This is a genomic window from Pseudomonas sp. D5(2026) (assembly GCF_057766845.1).
Map to the genome: position 1 here is coordinate 3,711,584 of NZ_CM173421.1, position 14,977 is coordinate 3,726,560.

The window sequence follows — 14,977 nt, forward strand, 5'->3', positions numbered from 1 at the left end:
TCAGGTATAAATGACGCACATTTCATGATTTGTAGGAGCAGGTTTACCCGCGAACCCTGTAGGAGCGGGTTTACCCGCGATCACCGGCGAAGCCGGTGCCCTCCACCGAGTTGCCTGCTTCACGGCATGCCCCACAGCAATTCGAGCAGGCCCAGAATTTTTGGCCCACAAAGACAAAACCCCTACCTGCATGCGCAGATAGGGGTTTTGCGAAATGAATCTTGACGATGACCTACTCTCACATGGGGAAACCCCACACTACCATCGGCGATGCATCGTTTCACTACTGAGTTCGGGATGGGATCAGGTGGTTCCAATGCTCTATGGTCGTCAAGAAATTCTGTAGCCAGAATGTCCAGATGGACAGCCCAGCGAATTCGGATATGCGATATTTGTGGTCTTACGAATTTTCGGGTCTTTCGTCTTCACCACCACAATCTGCGTCAGCAAATTGCTTGGGTGTTATATGGTCAAGCCTCACGGGCAATTAGTATTGGTTAGCTCAACGCCTCACAGCGCTTACACACCCAACCTATCAACGTCGTAGTCTTCGACGGCCCTTTAGGGGATTCAAGATCCCAGTGAGATCTCATCTTGAGGCAAGTTTCCCGCTTAGATGCTTTCAGCGGTTATCTCTTCCGAACATAGCTACCCGGCAATGCCACTGGCGTGACAACCGGAACACCAGAGGTTCGTCCACTCCGGTCCTCTCGTACTAGGAGCAGCCCCTCTCAAATCTCAAACGTCCACGGCAGATAGGGACCGAACTGTCTCACGACGTTCTAAACCCAGCTCGCGTACCACTTTAAATGGCGAACAGCCATACCCTTGGGACCGGCTTCAGCCCCAGGATGTGATGAGCCGACATCGAGGTGCCAAACACCGCCGTCGATATGAACTCTTGGGCGGTATCAGCCTGTTATCCCCGGAGTACCTTTTATCCGTTGAGCGATGGCCCTTCCATACAGAACCACCGGATCACTAAGACCTACTTTCGTACCTGCTCGACGTGTTTGTCTCGCAGTCAAGCGCGCTTTTGCCTTTATACTCTACGACCGATTTCCGACCGGTCTGAGCGCACCTTCGTACTCCTCCGTTACTCTTTGGGAGGAGACCGCCCCAGTCAAACTACCCACCATACACTGTCCTCGATCCGGATAACGGACCTGAGTTAGAACCTCAAAGTTGCCAGGGTGGTATTTCAAGGATGGCTCCATGAGAACTGGCGTCCCCACTTCAAAGCCTCCCACCTATCCTACACAAGCAAATTCAAAGTCCAGTGCAAAGCTATAGTAAAGGTTCACGGGGTCTTTCCGTCTAGCCGCGGATACACTGCATCTTCACAGCGATTTCAATTTCACTGAGTCTCGGGTGGAGACAGCGCCGCCATCGTTACGCCATTCGTGCAGGTCGGAACTTACCCGACAAGGAATTTCGCTACCTTAGGACCGTTATAGTTACGGCCGCCGTTTACCGGGGCTTCGATCAAGAGCTTCGCTTGCGCTAACCCCATCAATTAACCTTCCGGCACCGGGCAGGCGTCACACCCTATACGTCCACTTTCGTGTTTGCAGAGTGCTGTGTTTTTAATAAACAGTCGCAGCGGCCTGGTATCTTCGACCGGCATGGGCTTACGGAGCAAGTCCTTCACCCTCGCCGGCGCACCTTCTCCCGAAGTTACGGTGCCATTTTGCCTAGTTCCTTCACCCGAGTTCTCTCAAGCGCCTTGGTATTCTCTACCTAACCACCTGTGTCGGTTTGGGGTACGGTTCCCAGTTATCTGAAGCTTAGGAGCTTTTCTTGGAAGCATGGTATCAACCACTTCGTCGCCTAGAGGCAACTCGTCATCAGCTCTCGGCCTTGAAATCCCGGATTTGCCTAAGATTTCAGCCTACCACCTTAAACCTGGACAACCAACGCCAGGCTGGCCTAACCTTCTCCGTCCCTCCATCGCAATAACTGGAAGTACAGGAATATTAACCTGTTTTCCATCGACTACGCTTTTCAGCCTCGCCTTAGGGACCGACTAACCCTGCGTCGATTAACGTTGCGCAGGAAACCTTGGTCTTTCGGCGTGCGAGTTTTTCACTCGCATTGTCGTTACTCATGTCAGCATTCGCACTTCTGATACCTCCAGCAAGCTTCTCAACTCACCTTCACAGGCTTACAGAACGCTCCTCTACCGCATCATCATAAGATGATACCCGTAGCTTCGGTGCATGGTTTGAGCCCCGTTACATCTTCCGCGCAGGCCGACTCGACTAGTGAGCTATTACGCTTTCTTTAAAGGGTGGCTGCTTCTAAGCCAACCTCCTAGCTGTCTAAGCCTTCCCACATCGTTTCCCACTTAACCATGACTTTGGGACCTTAGCTGACGGTCTGGGTTGTTTCCCTTTTCACGACGGACGTTAGCACCCGCCGTGTGTCTCCCATGCTCGGCACTTGTAGGTATTCGGAGTTTGCATCGGTTTGGTAAGTCGGGATGACCCCCTAGCCGAAACAGTGCTCTACCCCCTACAGTGATACATGAGGCGCTACCTAAATAGCTTTCGAGGAGAACCAGCTATCTCCGAGCTTGATTAGCCTTTCACTCCGATCCACAGGTCATCCGCTAACTTTTCAACGGTAGTCGGTTCGGTCCTCCAGTCAGTGTTACCTAACCTTCAACCTGCCCATGGATAGATCGCCCGGTTTCGGGTCTATACCCAGCGACTAAACGCCCTATTAAGACTCGCTTTCGCTACGCCTCCCCTATTCGGTTAAGCTCGCCACTGAATATAAGTCGCTGACCCATTATACAAAAGGTACGCAGTCACCTAACAAAGTAGGCTCCCACTGCTTGTACGCATACGGTTTCAGGTTCTATTTCACTCCCCTCTCCGGGGTTCTTTTCGCCTTTCCCTCACGGTACTGGTTCACTATCGGTCAGTCAGTAGTATTTAGCCTTGGAGGATGGTCCCCCCATATTCAGACAAAGTTTCTCGTGCTCCGTCCTACTCGATTTCATTGATAAGAGATTTTCGTGTACGGGGCTATCACCCACTATGGCCGCACTTTCCAGAGCGTTCCACTAATCTCAAATCAACTTAAGGGCTGGTCCCCGTTCGCTCGCCACTACTAAGGGAATCTCGGTTGATTTCTTTTCCTCAGGGTACTTAGATGTTTCAGTTCCCCTGGTTCGCCTCTTGCACCTATGTATTCAGTACAAGATACTCAGCTTATGCTGAGTGGGTTCCCCCATTCAGAGATCTCTGGATCACAGTCTGTTTGCCGACTCCCCAAAGCTTATCGCAGGCTACCACGTCTTTCATCGCCTCTGACTGCCAAGGCATCCACCGTATGCGCTTCTTCACTTGACCATATAACCCCAAGCAATCTGGTTATACTGTGAAGACGACATTCGCCGAAAATTCGTACGTTGCTCTTCCGAGCAGAACTCACAAATTTTACCTTAGCCTGATCCACCAGCAGTGAAACTGGTGTTCAGTCTATATCTATCACATATCCGAATTTTTAAAGAACGATCTGACAAAAGTCAGAAATCAACATTCGATACAAATGCTCATTTCTGAGTTTGATCAAGGTACAGCAAGTGGTGGAGCCAAGCGGGATCGAACCGCTGACCTCCTGCGTGCAAGGCAGGCGCTCTCCCAGCTGAGCTATGGCCCCGCATATTGGTAGGTCTGGGCAGATTTGAACTGCAGAAGAGCCGTCCTCACCACTCTTTATCCAGAGGCATGGGGTGCTCAACATTCCAACCAAAATTGGTAGGTCTGGGCAGATTTGAACTGCCGACCTCACCCTTATCAGGGGTGCGCTCTAACCAACTGAGCTACAGACCTAAGGGTAAAACTTTGGGTCTTGATCGTCTTTATACAATGAATCAAGCAATTCGTGTGGGAGCTCATCAGCAGGCTGATGTCGTCGATTAAGGAGGTGATCCAGCCGCAGGTTCCCCTACGGCTACCTTGTTACGACTTCACCCCAGTCATGAATCACACCGTGGTAACCGTCCTCCCGAAGGTTAGACTAGCTACTTCTGGTGCAACCCACTCCCATGGTGTGACGGGCGGTGTGTACAAGGCCCGGGAACGTATTCACCGCGACATTCTGATTCGCGATTACTAGCGATTCCGACTTCACGCAGTCGAGTTGCAGACTGCGATCCGGACTACGATCGGTTTTGTGAGATTAGCTCCACCTCGCGGCTTGGCAACCCTCTGTACCGACCATTGTAGCACGTGTGTAGCCCAGGCCGTAAGGGCCATGATGACTTGACGTCATCCCCACCTTCCTCCGGTTTGTCACCGGCAGTCTCCTTAGAGTGCCCACCATTACGTGCTGGTAACTAAGGACAAGGGTTGCGCTCGTTACGGGACTTAACCCAACATCTCACGACACGAGCTGACGACAGCCATGCAGCACCTGTGTCAGAGTTCCCGAAGGCACCAATCCATCTCTGGAAAGTTCTCTGCATGTCAAGGCCTGGTAAGGTTCTTCGCGTTGCTTCGAATTAAACCACATGCTCCACCGCTTGTGCGGGCCCCCGTCAATTCATTTGAGTTTTAACCTTGCGGCCGTACTCCCCAGGCGGTCAACTTAATGCGTTAGCTGCGCCACTAAAATCTCAAGGATTCCAACGGCTAGTTGACATCGTTTACGGCGTGGACTACCAGGGTATCTAATCCTGTTTGCTCCCCACGCTTTCGCACCTCAGTGTCAGTATCAGTCCAGGTGGTCGCCTTCGCCACTGGTGTTCCTTCCTATATCTACGCATTTCACCGCTACACAGGAAATTCCACCACCCTCTACCGTACTCTAGCTTGCCAGTTTTGGATGCAGTTCCCAGGTTGAGCCCGGGGCTTTCACATCCAACTTAACAAACCACCTACGCGCGCTTTACGCCCAGTAATTCCGATTAACGCTTGCACCCTCTGTATTACCGCGGCTGCTGGCACAGAGTTAGCCGGTGCTTATTCTGTCGGTAACGTCAAAACAGCAAGGTATTAACTTACTGCCCTTCCTCCCAACTTAAAGTGCTTTACAATCCGAAGACCTTCTTCACACACGCGGCATGGCTGGATCAGGCTTTCGCCCATTGTCCAATATTCCCCACTGCTGCCTCCCGTAGGAGTCTGGACCGTGTCTCAGTTCCAGTGTGACTGATCATCCTCTCAGACCAGTTACGGATCGTCGCCTTGGTGAGCCATTACCCCACCAACTAGCTAATCCGACCTAGGCTCATCTGATAGCGCAAGGCCCGAAGGTCCCCTGCTTTCTCCCGTAGGACGTATGCGGTATTAGCGTTCCTTTCGAAACGTTGTCCCCCACTACCAGGCAGATTCCTAGGCATTACTCACCCGTCCGCCGCTGAATCAAGGAGCAAGCTCCCGTCATCCGCTCGACTTGCATGTGTTAGGCCTGCCGCCAGCGTTCAATCTGAGCCATGATCAAACTCTTCAGTTCAATACTGCTTGGGTTTTTAAGAAACCCTAAACTTGGCTCAGCAATCTCAAATGACTATGTGATTTCTCGCATGGCCACTTGTGATGCTGATAATCTTTTTGACTATCAGTCCGTACTCACAAGCACCCACACGAATTGCTTGATTCGATTTGTTAAAGAGCGTTTGGTTAAGAGCTTTTCGTCTCAACCGAGGCGCGCATTCTACGCTTTCCTCAGAGCCTGTCAAGCGTTTATTTTGAAGTTTTTTGCGAGAAACTCGTTTGGCTTCAAACACTTGACTCAACACAGTGGCTAGCTTTGCTTCGCTACCGCGTTGGAGTGGTGCGCATTATAGGGAGGCCATCGAGAAGGTCAACCTTTAATTTCAATGATTTGAAATATTTCTGGTAAACCCACTTGAGGGCTACCACCCACCCCACCAATTGCGCACTATATTGCTCATCACTTTCCCCGCCCAAGGATTGCCGCACTTAAATGAACACCCAGACCCGCAGCCTGGCCGCCACCCTCTTCCCAATCGGCCTACTGCTTATCGCCATGGCATCGATTCAGTCCGGCGCCTCTCTGGCCAAAAGCATGTTCCCGATCATCGGCGCACAAGGCACCACCACCCTGCGTCTGATTTTTGCCAGCATCATCATGCTACTTATATTGCGCCCGTGGCGGGTACGCATGACCGCCAGCACGTTGCGCAACGTGGTGATCTACGGCATGGCACTGGGCGGCATGAACTTCCTCTTCTATATGGCCCTGCAAACGGTGCCGATCGGTATCGCCGTGGCCCTGGAATTCACCGGCCCACTGGCCGTGGCGATCCTCTCCTCGCGCCGACCGATCGATTTCCTGTGGATTGCCCTGGCCATCGCCGGCCTGCTGCTGTTGCTGCCGGCAGGCCAAAGCGGCCAGGCACTCGACCCACTGGGCGCCGCCTATGCGCTGGGAGCAGGTGTGTGCTGGGCGCTGTACATCCTGTTCGGACAACGCGCAGGCGCCGAGCATGGCATTCAGAGCGCGGCCCTGGGGGTGGTAGTCGCGGCCCTGTTCGTCGCCCCCATCGGTATCGCCCACGCTGGCAGCGCTCTGCTCACACCTGCCGTGATCCCCATGGCGTTGGCCGTTGCAATACTGTCCACCGCCTTGCCATACAGCCTGGAAATGGTTGCCCTGACGCGAATCCCGGCGCGCACGTTCGGCACCCTGATGAGCATCGAACCGGCATTCGGCGCATTGTCCGGGCTGCTGTTCCTCGGTGAGGTGCTGACGCTTACCCAATGGCTTGCGATTCTGGCAATCATTACCGCCTCGGTCGGCACTACCCTGTCCATGCGCAAGGCGCCCAGCCCAGCCATAGCGGCAGACTGATATGAGAAATATTTTCATTTGAGACGGGATTAGTGATTGTAGCAGCCCGTCTCGCTGATTAAGCTGTCACAGAGTCATCATCTTTACGCTATCTACTGGGCCGAACACGGACACTGGGGGAAGGTTCAGGAAGAACCAAAGCGACAACGACAGGGTCGAGACAACTGATTTGCCCTGCATTTAAGGACAGGAATGAAACGAATTTTTCTCATCCTGGCCATCTTGGCTATTGCTGGATGTGCCGCCACAGCCAAGACCGAGGTCAAAAGGGGCAAGAAGGGCCTGCATATCAACTGCTCCGGCCTTTCTTCCTCGTGGGACAATTGCTACAGCAAGGCGGCAAGCTCCTGCAGCACGCGCGGCTACCGGGTCATTGCACGCTCGGGCGACAACGATGAAGAAGCGGGTGACTACTTGTTCGGCATCAACCCGGCGGGTTACACCAGCCGTAGCATGATCGTCATCTGTAAATAGAGAAAAGGGCAGCTCGAAAACTGCCCTTTTTCATCTGCCTTACAGCGGTGCAGTACGCTCTTCCATCCAGGCCAGTGCCTCCCCTTGGAGCAAGGGCGCCAGACGCTCACGCACATGGGCGTGATAGCCGTTCAGCCACTCCACCTCTTCCCTGGTCAGCAACTCGGGCAACAGACAGCGGGTGTCGATAGGGCACAGCGTCAAGGTCTCGAAGTGCAGGAAGTCACCGAAGGCACTCTTGCCCGCTTCGCGGTTGACCACCAGGTTCTCGATGCGTACACCCCACTGCCCCGGCCGGTACGTACCCGGTTCGATCGAGCTGATCATGCCCGCTTGCATCGCCGTCTGCGGTGCAGGTGCCGCCTGGTAGGCGATCACTTGAGGCCCCTCGTGCACGTTCATGAAGTAGCCCACCCCGTGACCGGTACCATGACCGTAATCGACCTGATCAGCCCAGATCGGCGCCCGGGCAATGGCGTCGAGCAACGGCGACAACACCCCTCGCGGGAACGTGGCACGCGACAGGGCAATCATGCCCTTGAGCACACGGGTGCAGTCCTGCTTCTGCGCCTGGCTGGGGTTACCGACCGGCACCATGCGGGTGATGTCGGTAGTGCCGCCCAGGTATTGACCGCCCGAGTCGATCAGCAGCAAGCCATTACCCTCGATGAGCGCATGCGACTGCTCGGTGGCACGGTAGTGTGGCATCGCGCCATTGCCATTGAAGGCGGCGATGGTAGAAAAACTCAGCGACACGAAGTTCGGGCGCCGAGCACGCGCGGCACTCAATTGCTCGTCCACCGTCAGCTCGGTAATGATCTCCCGGCCGAGATTCGCCTCGAACCAGGCGAAAAATTCGCACAAGGCCGCGCCGTCCTGCTCCATGACCTGGCGAATGTGCACCAGGTCGTCGTCACCCTTGCAAGACTTGCTCAGCGTGGTGGGGTTGAGCCCCTCGACAAGCACCACCTCTGCCGCCAGGTTGTCCAGCAGGCCGCAGGTGACCCGTGCCGGATCCACCAGCAGCCGCGCCCCCGCGGGAACGGTGCCTAGCGCCTTGCCTGCTTCGCTATAGTCACGCACCTCGATGCCGTCGACCTCCAGCACGTGACGCAGGTGCGCGTCCACCTTGTCCTGGCCCACGAACAGGATGGCCTGCTGCTGATTGATCAGGGCAAAGGCCAGGAAAACCGGATTGTAGGAGACATCGCTTCCGCGCAGGTTGAACAGCCAGGCAATGTCGTCCAGAGTCGCGATGAAGTGCCAGTCGGCCCCCTTGGCCTGTATGCCCTGGCGCAATTGCGCGAGCTTTTCCGCCCGGTTCACCGTGGCGTGTGGCGGCAAGTGCTGGTACACCGGGTTACCTGGCAGCGCCGGGCGCCCGTCCCAGACCTGACCCAGCAGGTCCATGTCAGTCACCAGCCGCGCTCCACGCGCCTTCAGCCGCTCACCCAGTTGGCGCGCCGAAGCCAGGGCCATGACCGCGCCATCCACTGCCACGCGACCGTTGCGCTCGACGTTTTCGCCCAACCATTCCAGCGCCCCGGGTTTGCCCGGCAACAGTTTCATCAGTTCGATGCCGCTGCCCTCCAGCTCGTGAGCCGCCTGCTCCCAGTACCGGCTATCGACCCACAGGCCGGCAAACCCGGGGGTGACCACCAACGTACCGACCGAGCCCTGAAACCCCGAAAGCCACTGACGCCCCTGCCAGTAACCGGGCAGGTATTCGGAAAGATGGGGATCGGCAGAGGGTACCAGCAAGGCATCGATGCCCTCTGCCGCCATGGCTTGGCGCACGTGCACCAGTCGCTGCGGCACGCTTTGCTCAAGGGTGGTCTGGACGTTCATGCACTCTCCTGCGGCTTCATAACGGTTAATCCAATAGACCGATAATGGAACAGCCGCCAGAGCGCTGCAATCGCGACGACCAAGATACGGCACGCATTGCCCGCCACGCCCTGTGCCAATAGGAAGCTGCCTACAACAGGACCAGAACCATCGATCAAGTTCCGCTGAACTTCCCCAAGGCATCGGCTTCACACACAGTACATTCATTGCACACAGGCAAATGATCATGCCCAGTGCCATCGAACCGAAAGCCGGGGTGGTGTTGCTTGACGCCCGCGACCATACGCCCGAACACGAGCACGGCGTTCATCTCAAGCTTGCCGATGGCCTGGCCCGTTTGCTGGGATGCCCACATATACATCCCATGCAGCAGCCAGACGCCGCCGAAGCCTACTATTATCTTCCCACCGAGACCCTGATCGACCCCAGGCGATATACCGCCTTGGGTATTCGCAGCGAACAGGACCTGTTTGGCGGTATGGTGCCGTCCCCCTACATGGCGACCAAGGCAATCTCTCACCCGCTGCCAGCAGGGGCCAGCTTCCCGCCGGGCTGGACCAACGACTTTGCCCGACAGGCCAGCGACGCCCTGCTGCGCGGCTACACCGTGTTCAGCAAAGCCGACGCTCACGCTGCCGCACATTTGCTGCTGCTCGATGGCCCACTGAGGGTCAAGCCGGTACTGGCTTGCGCAGGACGCGGGCAACAGGTCATCACCACTGCAGACGCCCTGGAGCCTCTGCTGGTCGGTATGGATGATCAAGCGTTGGCGCTGTGGGGTCTGGTGCTCGAAGAAGACCTGCGCGACGTGCAAACATTCAGCGTCGGCCAGGTGCGCGTCGCCGGCCTGACCTGCAGCTACCACGGCACCCAGCAACTGACACGCGACCATCAGGGCACAGAGGTCTACGGCGGTTCTGACCTGGTGGTGGTACGTGGCGACTATCAGGCGCTGCTACAGCTTCCACTGGAAGACCACCTTCGCCTTGCCATCAACCAGGCCATGGTTTACGAACAAGCCGCCGAGCAACACTTCCCGGGCTTTTTCGCCTCACGTCGCAACTATGATATCGCTCGCGGCATCAGCCCTTCAGGCCACCTGCGCAGCGGGGTACTCGAACAATCCTGGCGCCTGGGCGGTGCTAGCAGCGCAGAACTGTTGGCCCTGCAGGCGTTTGCCGATGACCCGGCATTGCAACGGGTGCGTGCCTCCACCCACGAAGTATTCGGCAACCCCGACTTGCCCTCTGACGCCACCCTCTTTTACCAAGGAAACGACAGTGAACTCGGACAACTCAGTAAATTTGCGCGGATTCTTGAACATGGCCATTCAGAGTGAAACCGTTGAACTGCAGGTCGAGAATGACCGCATTGCCGGCACCTTGGTCAGCCCGGGCACCAAGATGCCGGGCATTCTCTTCGTACACGGCTGGGGTGGCAGCCAACAACGTGACCTGGCGCGCGCCCGGCATATCACAGGACTGGGATGCGTGTGCATGACCTTCGACCTGCGCGGTCACGAAAAGACCGAAAGCCAGCGCCTCACGGTTACCCGTGAACAGAACCTGCAGGACCTGCTAGTGGCTTACGATCGACTGGTCAGCCACCCGGCGGTCGACAGCAGTGCCATCGCCATTATCGGCAGCAGTTATGGCGGTTACCTGGCGACTCTGCTTACCCGCGAACGGCCGGTCAGATGGCTGGCTCTGCGGGTACCCGCCATGTACTGGGACGACGAATGGGGCAACCCGAAACAAACCCTTGACCGTCAACGCCTGAATGCCTATCGCCGGCGCCCCCTGGGCCCGGCCGACAACCGCGCACTGGCAGCGTGCGCCGAATTCGGCGGGGATGTGCTGCTAGTAGAGTCCGAGCAGGATGACTACGTGCCGCACACTACATTGATGAGCTACCGCTCGGCATTTATCAATGCCCACTCGCTCACTCATCGCATCGTCGACGGAGCCGATCATGCACTGTCCAGCGAAGAGAGCCAGAAAGCCTACAGCTCGATCCTGGCGGCATGGATCAGCGAAATGGTCATCGGCGCCCGCCTGGATCGCTACCCGCACTACGCACCTTGGTATGCCTGATGCCCGCCCACCTGGCAATGCAGGACGCCATCGTCACCGCGCACCAAGCTGCGCAGGGCCTGGTAGGCGGCGAAGTTGATGCTTCGCGCCTGATGCTTGCTCAGCAGGTCAAGAAACGACGCCTCGACGAAGTGCACGGCTGCCGCAGCCCAGGCCTGGCGTGACTGCCATTGCAGGTATTGCAACACCCGGCTGCCATCGTCGCTGGCCTGGATACTCACACCCTGCAGCCCTTCGCAACGCGCAGCCAGCGCCTCACTACGCACCACCAGGGCGTGGGCCAATGCCTGCTGGCACATGGTGGGCACTTCGTATTCGATCATCTGGGTGAACCACAAGGCATGAGGTTTTGCCAACATCGACAGTCTCCTGGCTACGGACGCATGCAGCGCGATGCCGTGCAGGGTAAAACCTCAAGTAAAGTCAAGGTCAAGTGGTTTCTACATACCCTGACCGGACACCGCAAACCGTCGCCGATAATCACTCGGGGTAAGGCCGGTGACACGCTGGAACACCTTGCGAAACGCACCCGGGTCCTGGTAGCCGACACCCCACGCGATCTGTTCGACGTTGCGCCGGGTGAACTCCAGCAAACGGCACGCCCGACCTACCCTCACCTGCTGGCAATACTCGGTCGGGCGCAGCCCGGTAGCTGCACGAAAGCGCCGCAAGAAAGTGCGCTCCTCCAGCCCCGCGCAGGCAGCCATCGTGCTCAGGTCGGCATCCTGCCCGCCATTGCCCTGCAACCAGTGCTGCACCTTCAACACGGCCTCGTCGCCGTGGTCTAGGCGCGGGCTGAAGACAGCTCCGGGCAGCGGCGCCGCGACCGGATCGACCGCCAGATAGCGGGCGGTCTCCTGTGCCACCGTTGCCCCCACAAAGCGCTCCAGCAGACGCAAGCCCAAGTCAGTCCAGGCCATCAACCCCGCCGAGGTCACGATGTCGCCGTCATCCAGCAATGGCTGCTGGGCCTCTACCCGCACCTTGGGGAAGCGCTGGGCAAGCGCATGCACATAGTTCCAGTGCGTGCAGGCCGGGCGCCCATCGAGCAAACCGCTGGCAGCAATGAAAAATACCCCGATGCATACCGACGCCAGCACCGTACCACGCCCGTGCATCAGACACAGCGACGCACGGTGACGCTCCAGCAACTCAGCTTGCGGAGCCGACTCCAGGCTTGGCGGAATGATCAGTACACGCAAGCCCGATGCGGCAACAGCAGAGCTATCCGATGCTGGCAACAACTGCCCTGCCTCATCTGCCTGCCAGCAACTGACCCGAATGTGCGGCAGCTCGACGGCCCCCAGTTCGGCCGCAACCCGGTTGGCCACCAGGAACAGGTCGGCCAGGCCATGCACAGCGGCGCGCTGGACGCCGGGGTACAGCAGCAAGCCGATATCGAGGTTGGCTGAGGTGTCAGTTTTTGCCCGCATAGTGTCGTTCGCGCCAATCCTCAGGTAAGTGAACACAGCCTATAACTAACGTCTCTCGACGACTACTGCCACAGGAGGCAGCATGAACAAGCAGGCACTGCTCATCATCGACATCCAGAACGACTACTTCCCGGGCGGCAAATGGACCCTCGATGGCGCCGACCAGGCGGCCGACAACGCTGCCCGCTTACTGGCAGCAGCACGCCAGCGCGGCGATCTGGTGGTGCATGTGCGGCATGAGTTCGACACTGCCGATGCGCCATTCTTTACCCCCGGTTCGCAAGGCGCGGCCATCCACGCCAAGGTCGAGCCATTACCGGGGGAGCCCGTGGTGCTAAAGCACAAGGTCAATGCCTTCCTCGGCACCGATCTCGAGCACACGCTGGACCGGCATGGCGTCGAGGCGCTGACCATCGTCGGCAGCATGAGCCACATGTGCATTGACGCCGCCACCCGGGCTGCGGCCGACCTGGGCTATCAAGTGACCGTGGCGCACGATGCCTGCGCAACCCTGCCACTGGCGTTCGACGGCAAACAGGTGCCGGCGGCTCATGTGCATGACTCGGCGATGGCGGCGTTGGCGTTTGCCTATGCCAATGTGGTGAAGACCGATGAGCTGCTGAAAAACTGATCGGTTTGAGACCTGTTGAGGCTGCACAGCAGCCCCAACACCTGCACACTCAAATCACCACATTGCGCACAAACCGCACAGCCGTCACGCCATCGTTGCGGTAGGCATACCGGCAATTGCTGGGGAACACATGGAACCGCCCTGCCTGCAAGCGATGCTCGATATCTTCGATGATCAGCGTCAGTTGCCCATCGACCACATAAATCTGCTCACTCCATCCTTCGGCATCGGCCTCACTGCAATAGCACTCCCCCGGTGCCAGGGTCCACTCCCAAAGTTCCACCTCGCGCCTTGCCGGGCTGGTGCCCAGCAACACCGCTCTGCTCTGGGGGTGTTCGCCAGCCCAGGCCAGCTCTTCAATGCGCCCGGGGTCGCGCAGGTCTGGCGCCTGGATCAAAGTACTGAAGGCCACGCCCAAGGCTTCGGCAATCAGGTCCAATGTGGTCAGGCTGACATTCTTCTCGCCCGCCTCGATCGCGACCAGCATGCGCCGGCTGACCCCTGAACGCTCGGCGAGCGCCGCCTGACTCAAGCCGGCGGCGTTGCGCAGACTGCGCACATTGAGGCTGACATGTTGCAGCACCGATGCCCGGTGCGAAGAATCCTTGTGCACTATATTGCTCACTGATCAAGATTGCGCAGTATACTGCCCACTTTTGCGGCGATTGTGCGCCGCCCTTTCCGAGTGTGCAAGACCATGAACCAGCCCAGCAGCAAGCCTACCCCTGCCGTCACCTTCCGCCTGAGCAAGGCCGAACTGGTGCTGGTATTCATCACCATGTTGTGGGGCGGCACTTTCCTGCTGGTGCATAACGTGATGACCGTCAGCGGCCCGATGTTCTTCGTCGGCCTGCGCTTTGCAGCAGCCGCGCTGTTCGTTGGCGTGGTCTCGGCGCGAGCGCTGCCCGGCCTGACCTTCACCGAGCTGAAGGCCGGCATGCTGATCGGCGTGTCGATCATGCTCGGCTATGGCCTGCAGACCATGGGCCTGCAAACCATCAGCAGCAGCCAGTCAGCGTTCATCACTGCGTTGTACGTGCCGTTTGTGCCGCTGCTGCAGTGGCTGGTGCTGGGCCGGCGGCCCGGCCTGATGCCCAGCATGGGTATCTGCCTTGCATTCATCGGTCTGATGCTGCTGGCCGGCCCGGAAGGCGGCAGCCTGCGTTTCAGCGAGGGCGAACTGGTCACCCTGGTCAGCGCCGTGGCCATCGCCGGTGAAATCATCCTGATCAGCCGCTACGCCGGCCAGGTCGATGTGCGCCGGGTGACTGTGGTGCAACTTGCCACCGCATCGCTGCTGGCGTTTCTGATGATCGTGCCGACCCAGGAGCGCATCCCCGACTTTTCCTGGCTTCTGCTGGCCAGCGCAGTCGGCCTGGGCGCAATGAGTGCGGTGATTCAAGTGGCGATGAACTGGGCCCAGAAGTCGGTCTCGCCTACCCGCGCCACGCTCATCTATGCCGGTGAACCGGTGTGGGCCGGCATCGTCGGGCGCCTGGCCGGCGAGCGCCTGCCGGGCGTTGCGCTGCTCGGCGGCCTGCTGATCGTGGTCGCGGTGGTGGTCAGTGAACTCAAGGTGCGGCGCCCTCGCGAAAGCGTCGAAGCACGCGATGTGCAGCATCAAGGCGAACGTCAGGCCGGGCTGTGAAAGGGTCAACAGCGGCTATTCT

10 protein-coding genes, 2 tRNA genes and 3 rRNA genes are annotated in these 14,977 nt (G+C 57.9%); 6 read left to right on the top strand and 9 right to left on the bottom strand.

Annotated elements, in window-relative coordinates:
* Nucleotides 1-219 precede the first annotated feature (219 nt).
* From rrf to AC3B5Q_RS17180, 5 genes are all read right to left on the bottom strand, one after another.
* Nucleotides 220-335: ribosomal RNA gene (gene rrf, locus AC3B5Q_RS17160) — 5S ribosomal RNA — on the bottom strand.
* A 131-nt stretch (nucleotides 336-466) separates the two neighbouring features.
* A 23S ribosomal RNA gene (locus AC3B5Q_RS17165) occupies nucleotides 467-3,359 on the bottom strand.
* 234 nt (nucleotides 3,360-3,593) lie between these two features.
* Nucleotides 3,594-3,669, bottom strand: a tRNA-Ala gene (locus AC3B5Q_RS17170).
* A gap of 96 nt (nucleotides 3,670-3,765) precedes the next feature.
* Nucleotides 3,766-3,842: transfer RNA gene (locus AC3B5Q_RS17175), tRNA-Ile, on the bottom strand.
* Between the two features lie 87 nt (nucleotides 3,843-3,929).
* Nucleotides 3,930-5,466 (bottom strand): 16S ribosomal RNA (locus AC3B5Q_RS17180).
* The 16S, 23S and 5S rRNA genes sit together here with 2 tRNA genes alongside, the layout of an rRNA operon.
* Before the next feature lie 474 nt (nucleotides 5,467-5,940).
* On the opposite strand from AC3B5Q_RS17180, the gene rhtA reads away from it, so the two are divergent.
* Entirely contained in the window at nucleotides 5,941-6,828 is an 888-nt protein-coding gene (gene rhtA / locus AC3B5Q_RS17185) for a threonine/homoserine exporter RhtA (RefSeq protein WP_021783181.1), read from the top strand.
* A gap of 192 nt (nucleotides 6,829-7,020) precedes the next feature.
* Nucleotides 7,021-7,302 carry a hypothetical protein gene (locus AC3B5Q_RS17190; protein WP_021783182.1) on the top strand — a complete coding sequence of 94 codons (282 nt, stop codon included), beginning with the start codon at nucleotides 7,021-7,023 and terminating at the stop codon, nucleotides 7,300-7,302.
* 39 nt (nucleotides 7,303-7,341) lie between these two features.
* On the opposite strand, the gene AC3B5Q_RS17195 is transcribed toward AC3B5Q_RS17190, so the two are convergent.
* Nucleotides 7,342-9,150 (bottom strand): aminopeptidase P family protein, encoded by a 1,809-nt coding sequence (locus tag AC3B5Q_RS17195; protein ID WP_135192914.1) that lies wholly within the window; start codon nucleotides 9,148-9,150, stop codon nucleotides 7,342-7,344.
* Between the two features lie 220 nt (nucleotides 9,151-9,370).
* Between AC3B5Q_RS17195 and AC3B5Q_RS17200 the strand changes: the two genes are divergently transcribed.
* Both AC3B5Q_RS17200 and AC3B5Q_RS17205 read left to right on the top strand, forming a co-directional pair.
* Nucleotides 9,371-10,489: a DUF3182 family protein gene (locus tag AC3B5Q_RS17200; protein WP_488392684.1), complete on the top strand. Its 1,119-nt coding sequence runs from the start codon at nucleotides 9,371-9,373 to the stop codon at nucleotides 10,487-10,489.
* Complete coding sequence (locus tag AC3B5Q_RS17205; RefSeq protein ID WP_103444035.1) at nucleotides 10,473-11,243, top strand: alpha/beta hydrolase family protein; 771 nt, start codon at nucleotides 10,473-10,475, stop codon at nucleotides 11,241-11,243. Before AC3B5Q_RS17200 ends, AC3B5Q_RS17205 begins: the two co-directional genes overlap by 17 nt.
* Here the strand turns inward: AC3B5Q_RS17205 and AC3B5Q_RS17210 are convergent.
* Both AC3B5Q_RS17210 and AC3B5Q_RS17215 read right to left on the bottom strand, forming a co-directional pair.
* Nucleotides 11,222-11,602, bottom strand: coding sequence for an antibiotic biosynthesis monooxygenase (locus AC3B5Q_RS17210; RefSeq protein WP_488392685.1), 381 nt, complete (start codon nucleotides 11,600-11,602; stop codon nucleotides 11,222-11,224). The genes AC3B5Q_RS17205 and AC3B5Q_RS17210 overlap by 22 nt on opposite strands.
* Before the next feature lie 81 nt (nucleotides 11,603-11,683).
* Nucleotides 11,684-12,676: a GlxA family transcriptional regulator gene (locus tag AC3B5Q_RS17215; protein ID WP_021783185.1), complete on the bottom strand. Its 993-nt coding sequence runs from the start codon at nucleotides 12,674-12,676 to the stop codon at nucleotides 11,684-11,686.
* An 82-nt stretch (nucleotides 12,677-12,758) separates the two neighbouring features.
* On the opposite strand from AC3B5Q_RS17215, the gene AC3B5Q_RS17220 reads away from it, so the two are divergent.
* On the top strand, nucleotides 12,759-13,307 hold the full coding sequence (locus tag AC3B5Q_RS17220; RefSeq protein ID WP_488392686.1) for a cysteine hydrolase family protein: 549 nt from the start codon (nucleotides 12,759-12,761) through the stop codon (nucleotides 13,305-13,307).
* Nucleotides 13,308-13,356: 49 nt separating this feature from the next.
* On the opposite strand, the gene relB is transcribed toward AC3B5Q_RS17220, so the two are convergent.
* Entirely contained in the window at nucleotides 13,357-13,920 is a 564-nt protein-coding gene (gene relB / locus AC3B5Q_RS17225) for a type II toxin-antitoxin system RelB family anti-toxin (protein WP_028697079.1), read from the bottom strand.
* An 84-nt stretch (nucleotides 13,921-14,004) separates the two neighbouring features.
* On the opposite strand from relB, the gene AC3B5Q_RS17230 reads away from it, so the two are divergent.
* The gene (locus AC3B5Q_RS17230) at nucleotides 14,005-14,955 is read left to right on the top strand and encodes a DMT family transporter (protein ID WP_103444032.1); all 951 of its coding nucleotides are present in this window, start codon (nucleotides 14,005-14,007) and stop codon (nucleotides 14,953-14,955) included.
* Nucleotides 14,956-14,977: the final 22 nt, after the last annotated feature.

Bases quoted from the DNA above. Each gene is read 5' to 3' on its own strand.
- rhtA (WP_021783181.1), top strand. From the start codon at position 5,941: ATGAACACCCAGACCCGCAGCCTGGCCGCCACCCTCTTCCCAATCGGC.
- AC3B5Q_RS17190 (WP_021783182.1), top strand. From the start codon at position 7,021: ATGAAACGAATTTTTCTCATCCTGGCCATCTTGGCTATTGCTGGATGT.
- AC3B5Q_RS17195 (WP_135192914.1), bottom strand. From the start codon at position 9,150: ATGAACGTCCAGACCACCCTTGAGCAAAGCGTGCCGCAGCGACTGGTG.
- AC3B5Q_RS17200 (WP_488392684.1), top strand. From the start codon at position 9,371: ATGATCATGCCCAGTGCCATCGAACCGAAAGCCGGGGTGGTGTTGCTT.
- AC3B5Q_RS17205 (WP_103444035.1), top strand. From the start codon at position 10,473: ATGGCCATTCAGAGTGAAACCGTTGAACTGCAGGTCGAGAATGACCGC.
- AC3B5Q_RS17210 (WP_488392685.1), bottom strand. From the start codon at position 11,602: ATGTTGGCAAAACCTCATGCCTTGTGGTTCACCCAGATGATCGAATAC.
- AC3B5Q_RS17215 (WP_021783185.1), bottom strand. From the start codon at position 12,676: ATGCGGGCAAAAACTGACACCTCAGCCAACCTCGATATCGGCTTGCTG.
- AC3B5Q_RS17220 (WP_488392686.1), top strand. From the start codon at position 12,759: ATGAACAAGCAGGCACTGCTCATCATCGACATCCAGAACGACTACTTC.
- AC3B5Q_RS17230 (WP_103444032.1), top strand. From the start codon at position 14,005: ATGAACCAGCCCAGCAGCAAGCCTACCCCTGCCGTCACCTTCCGCCTG.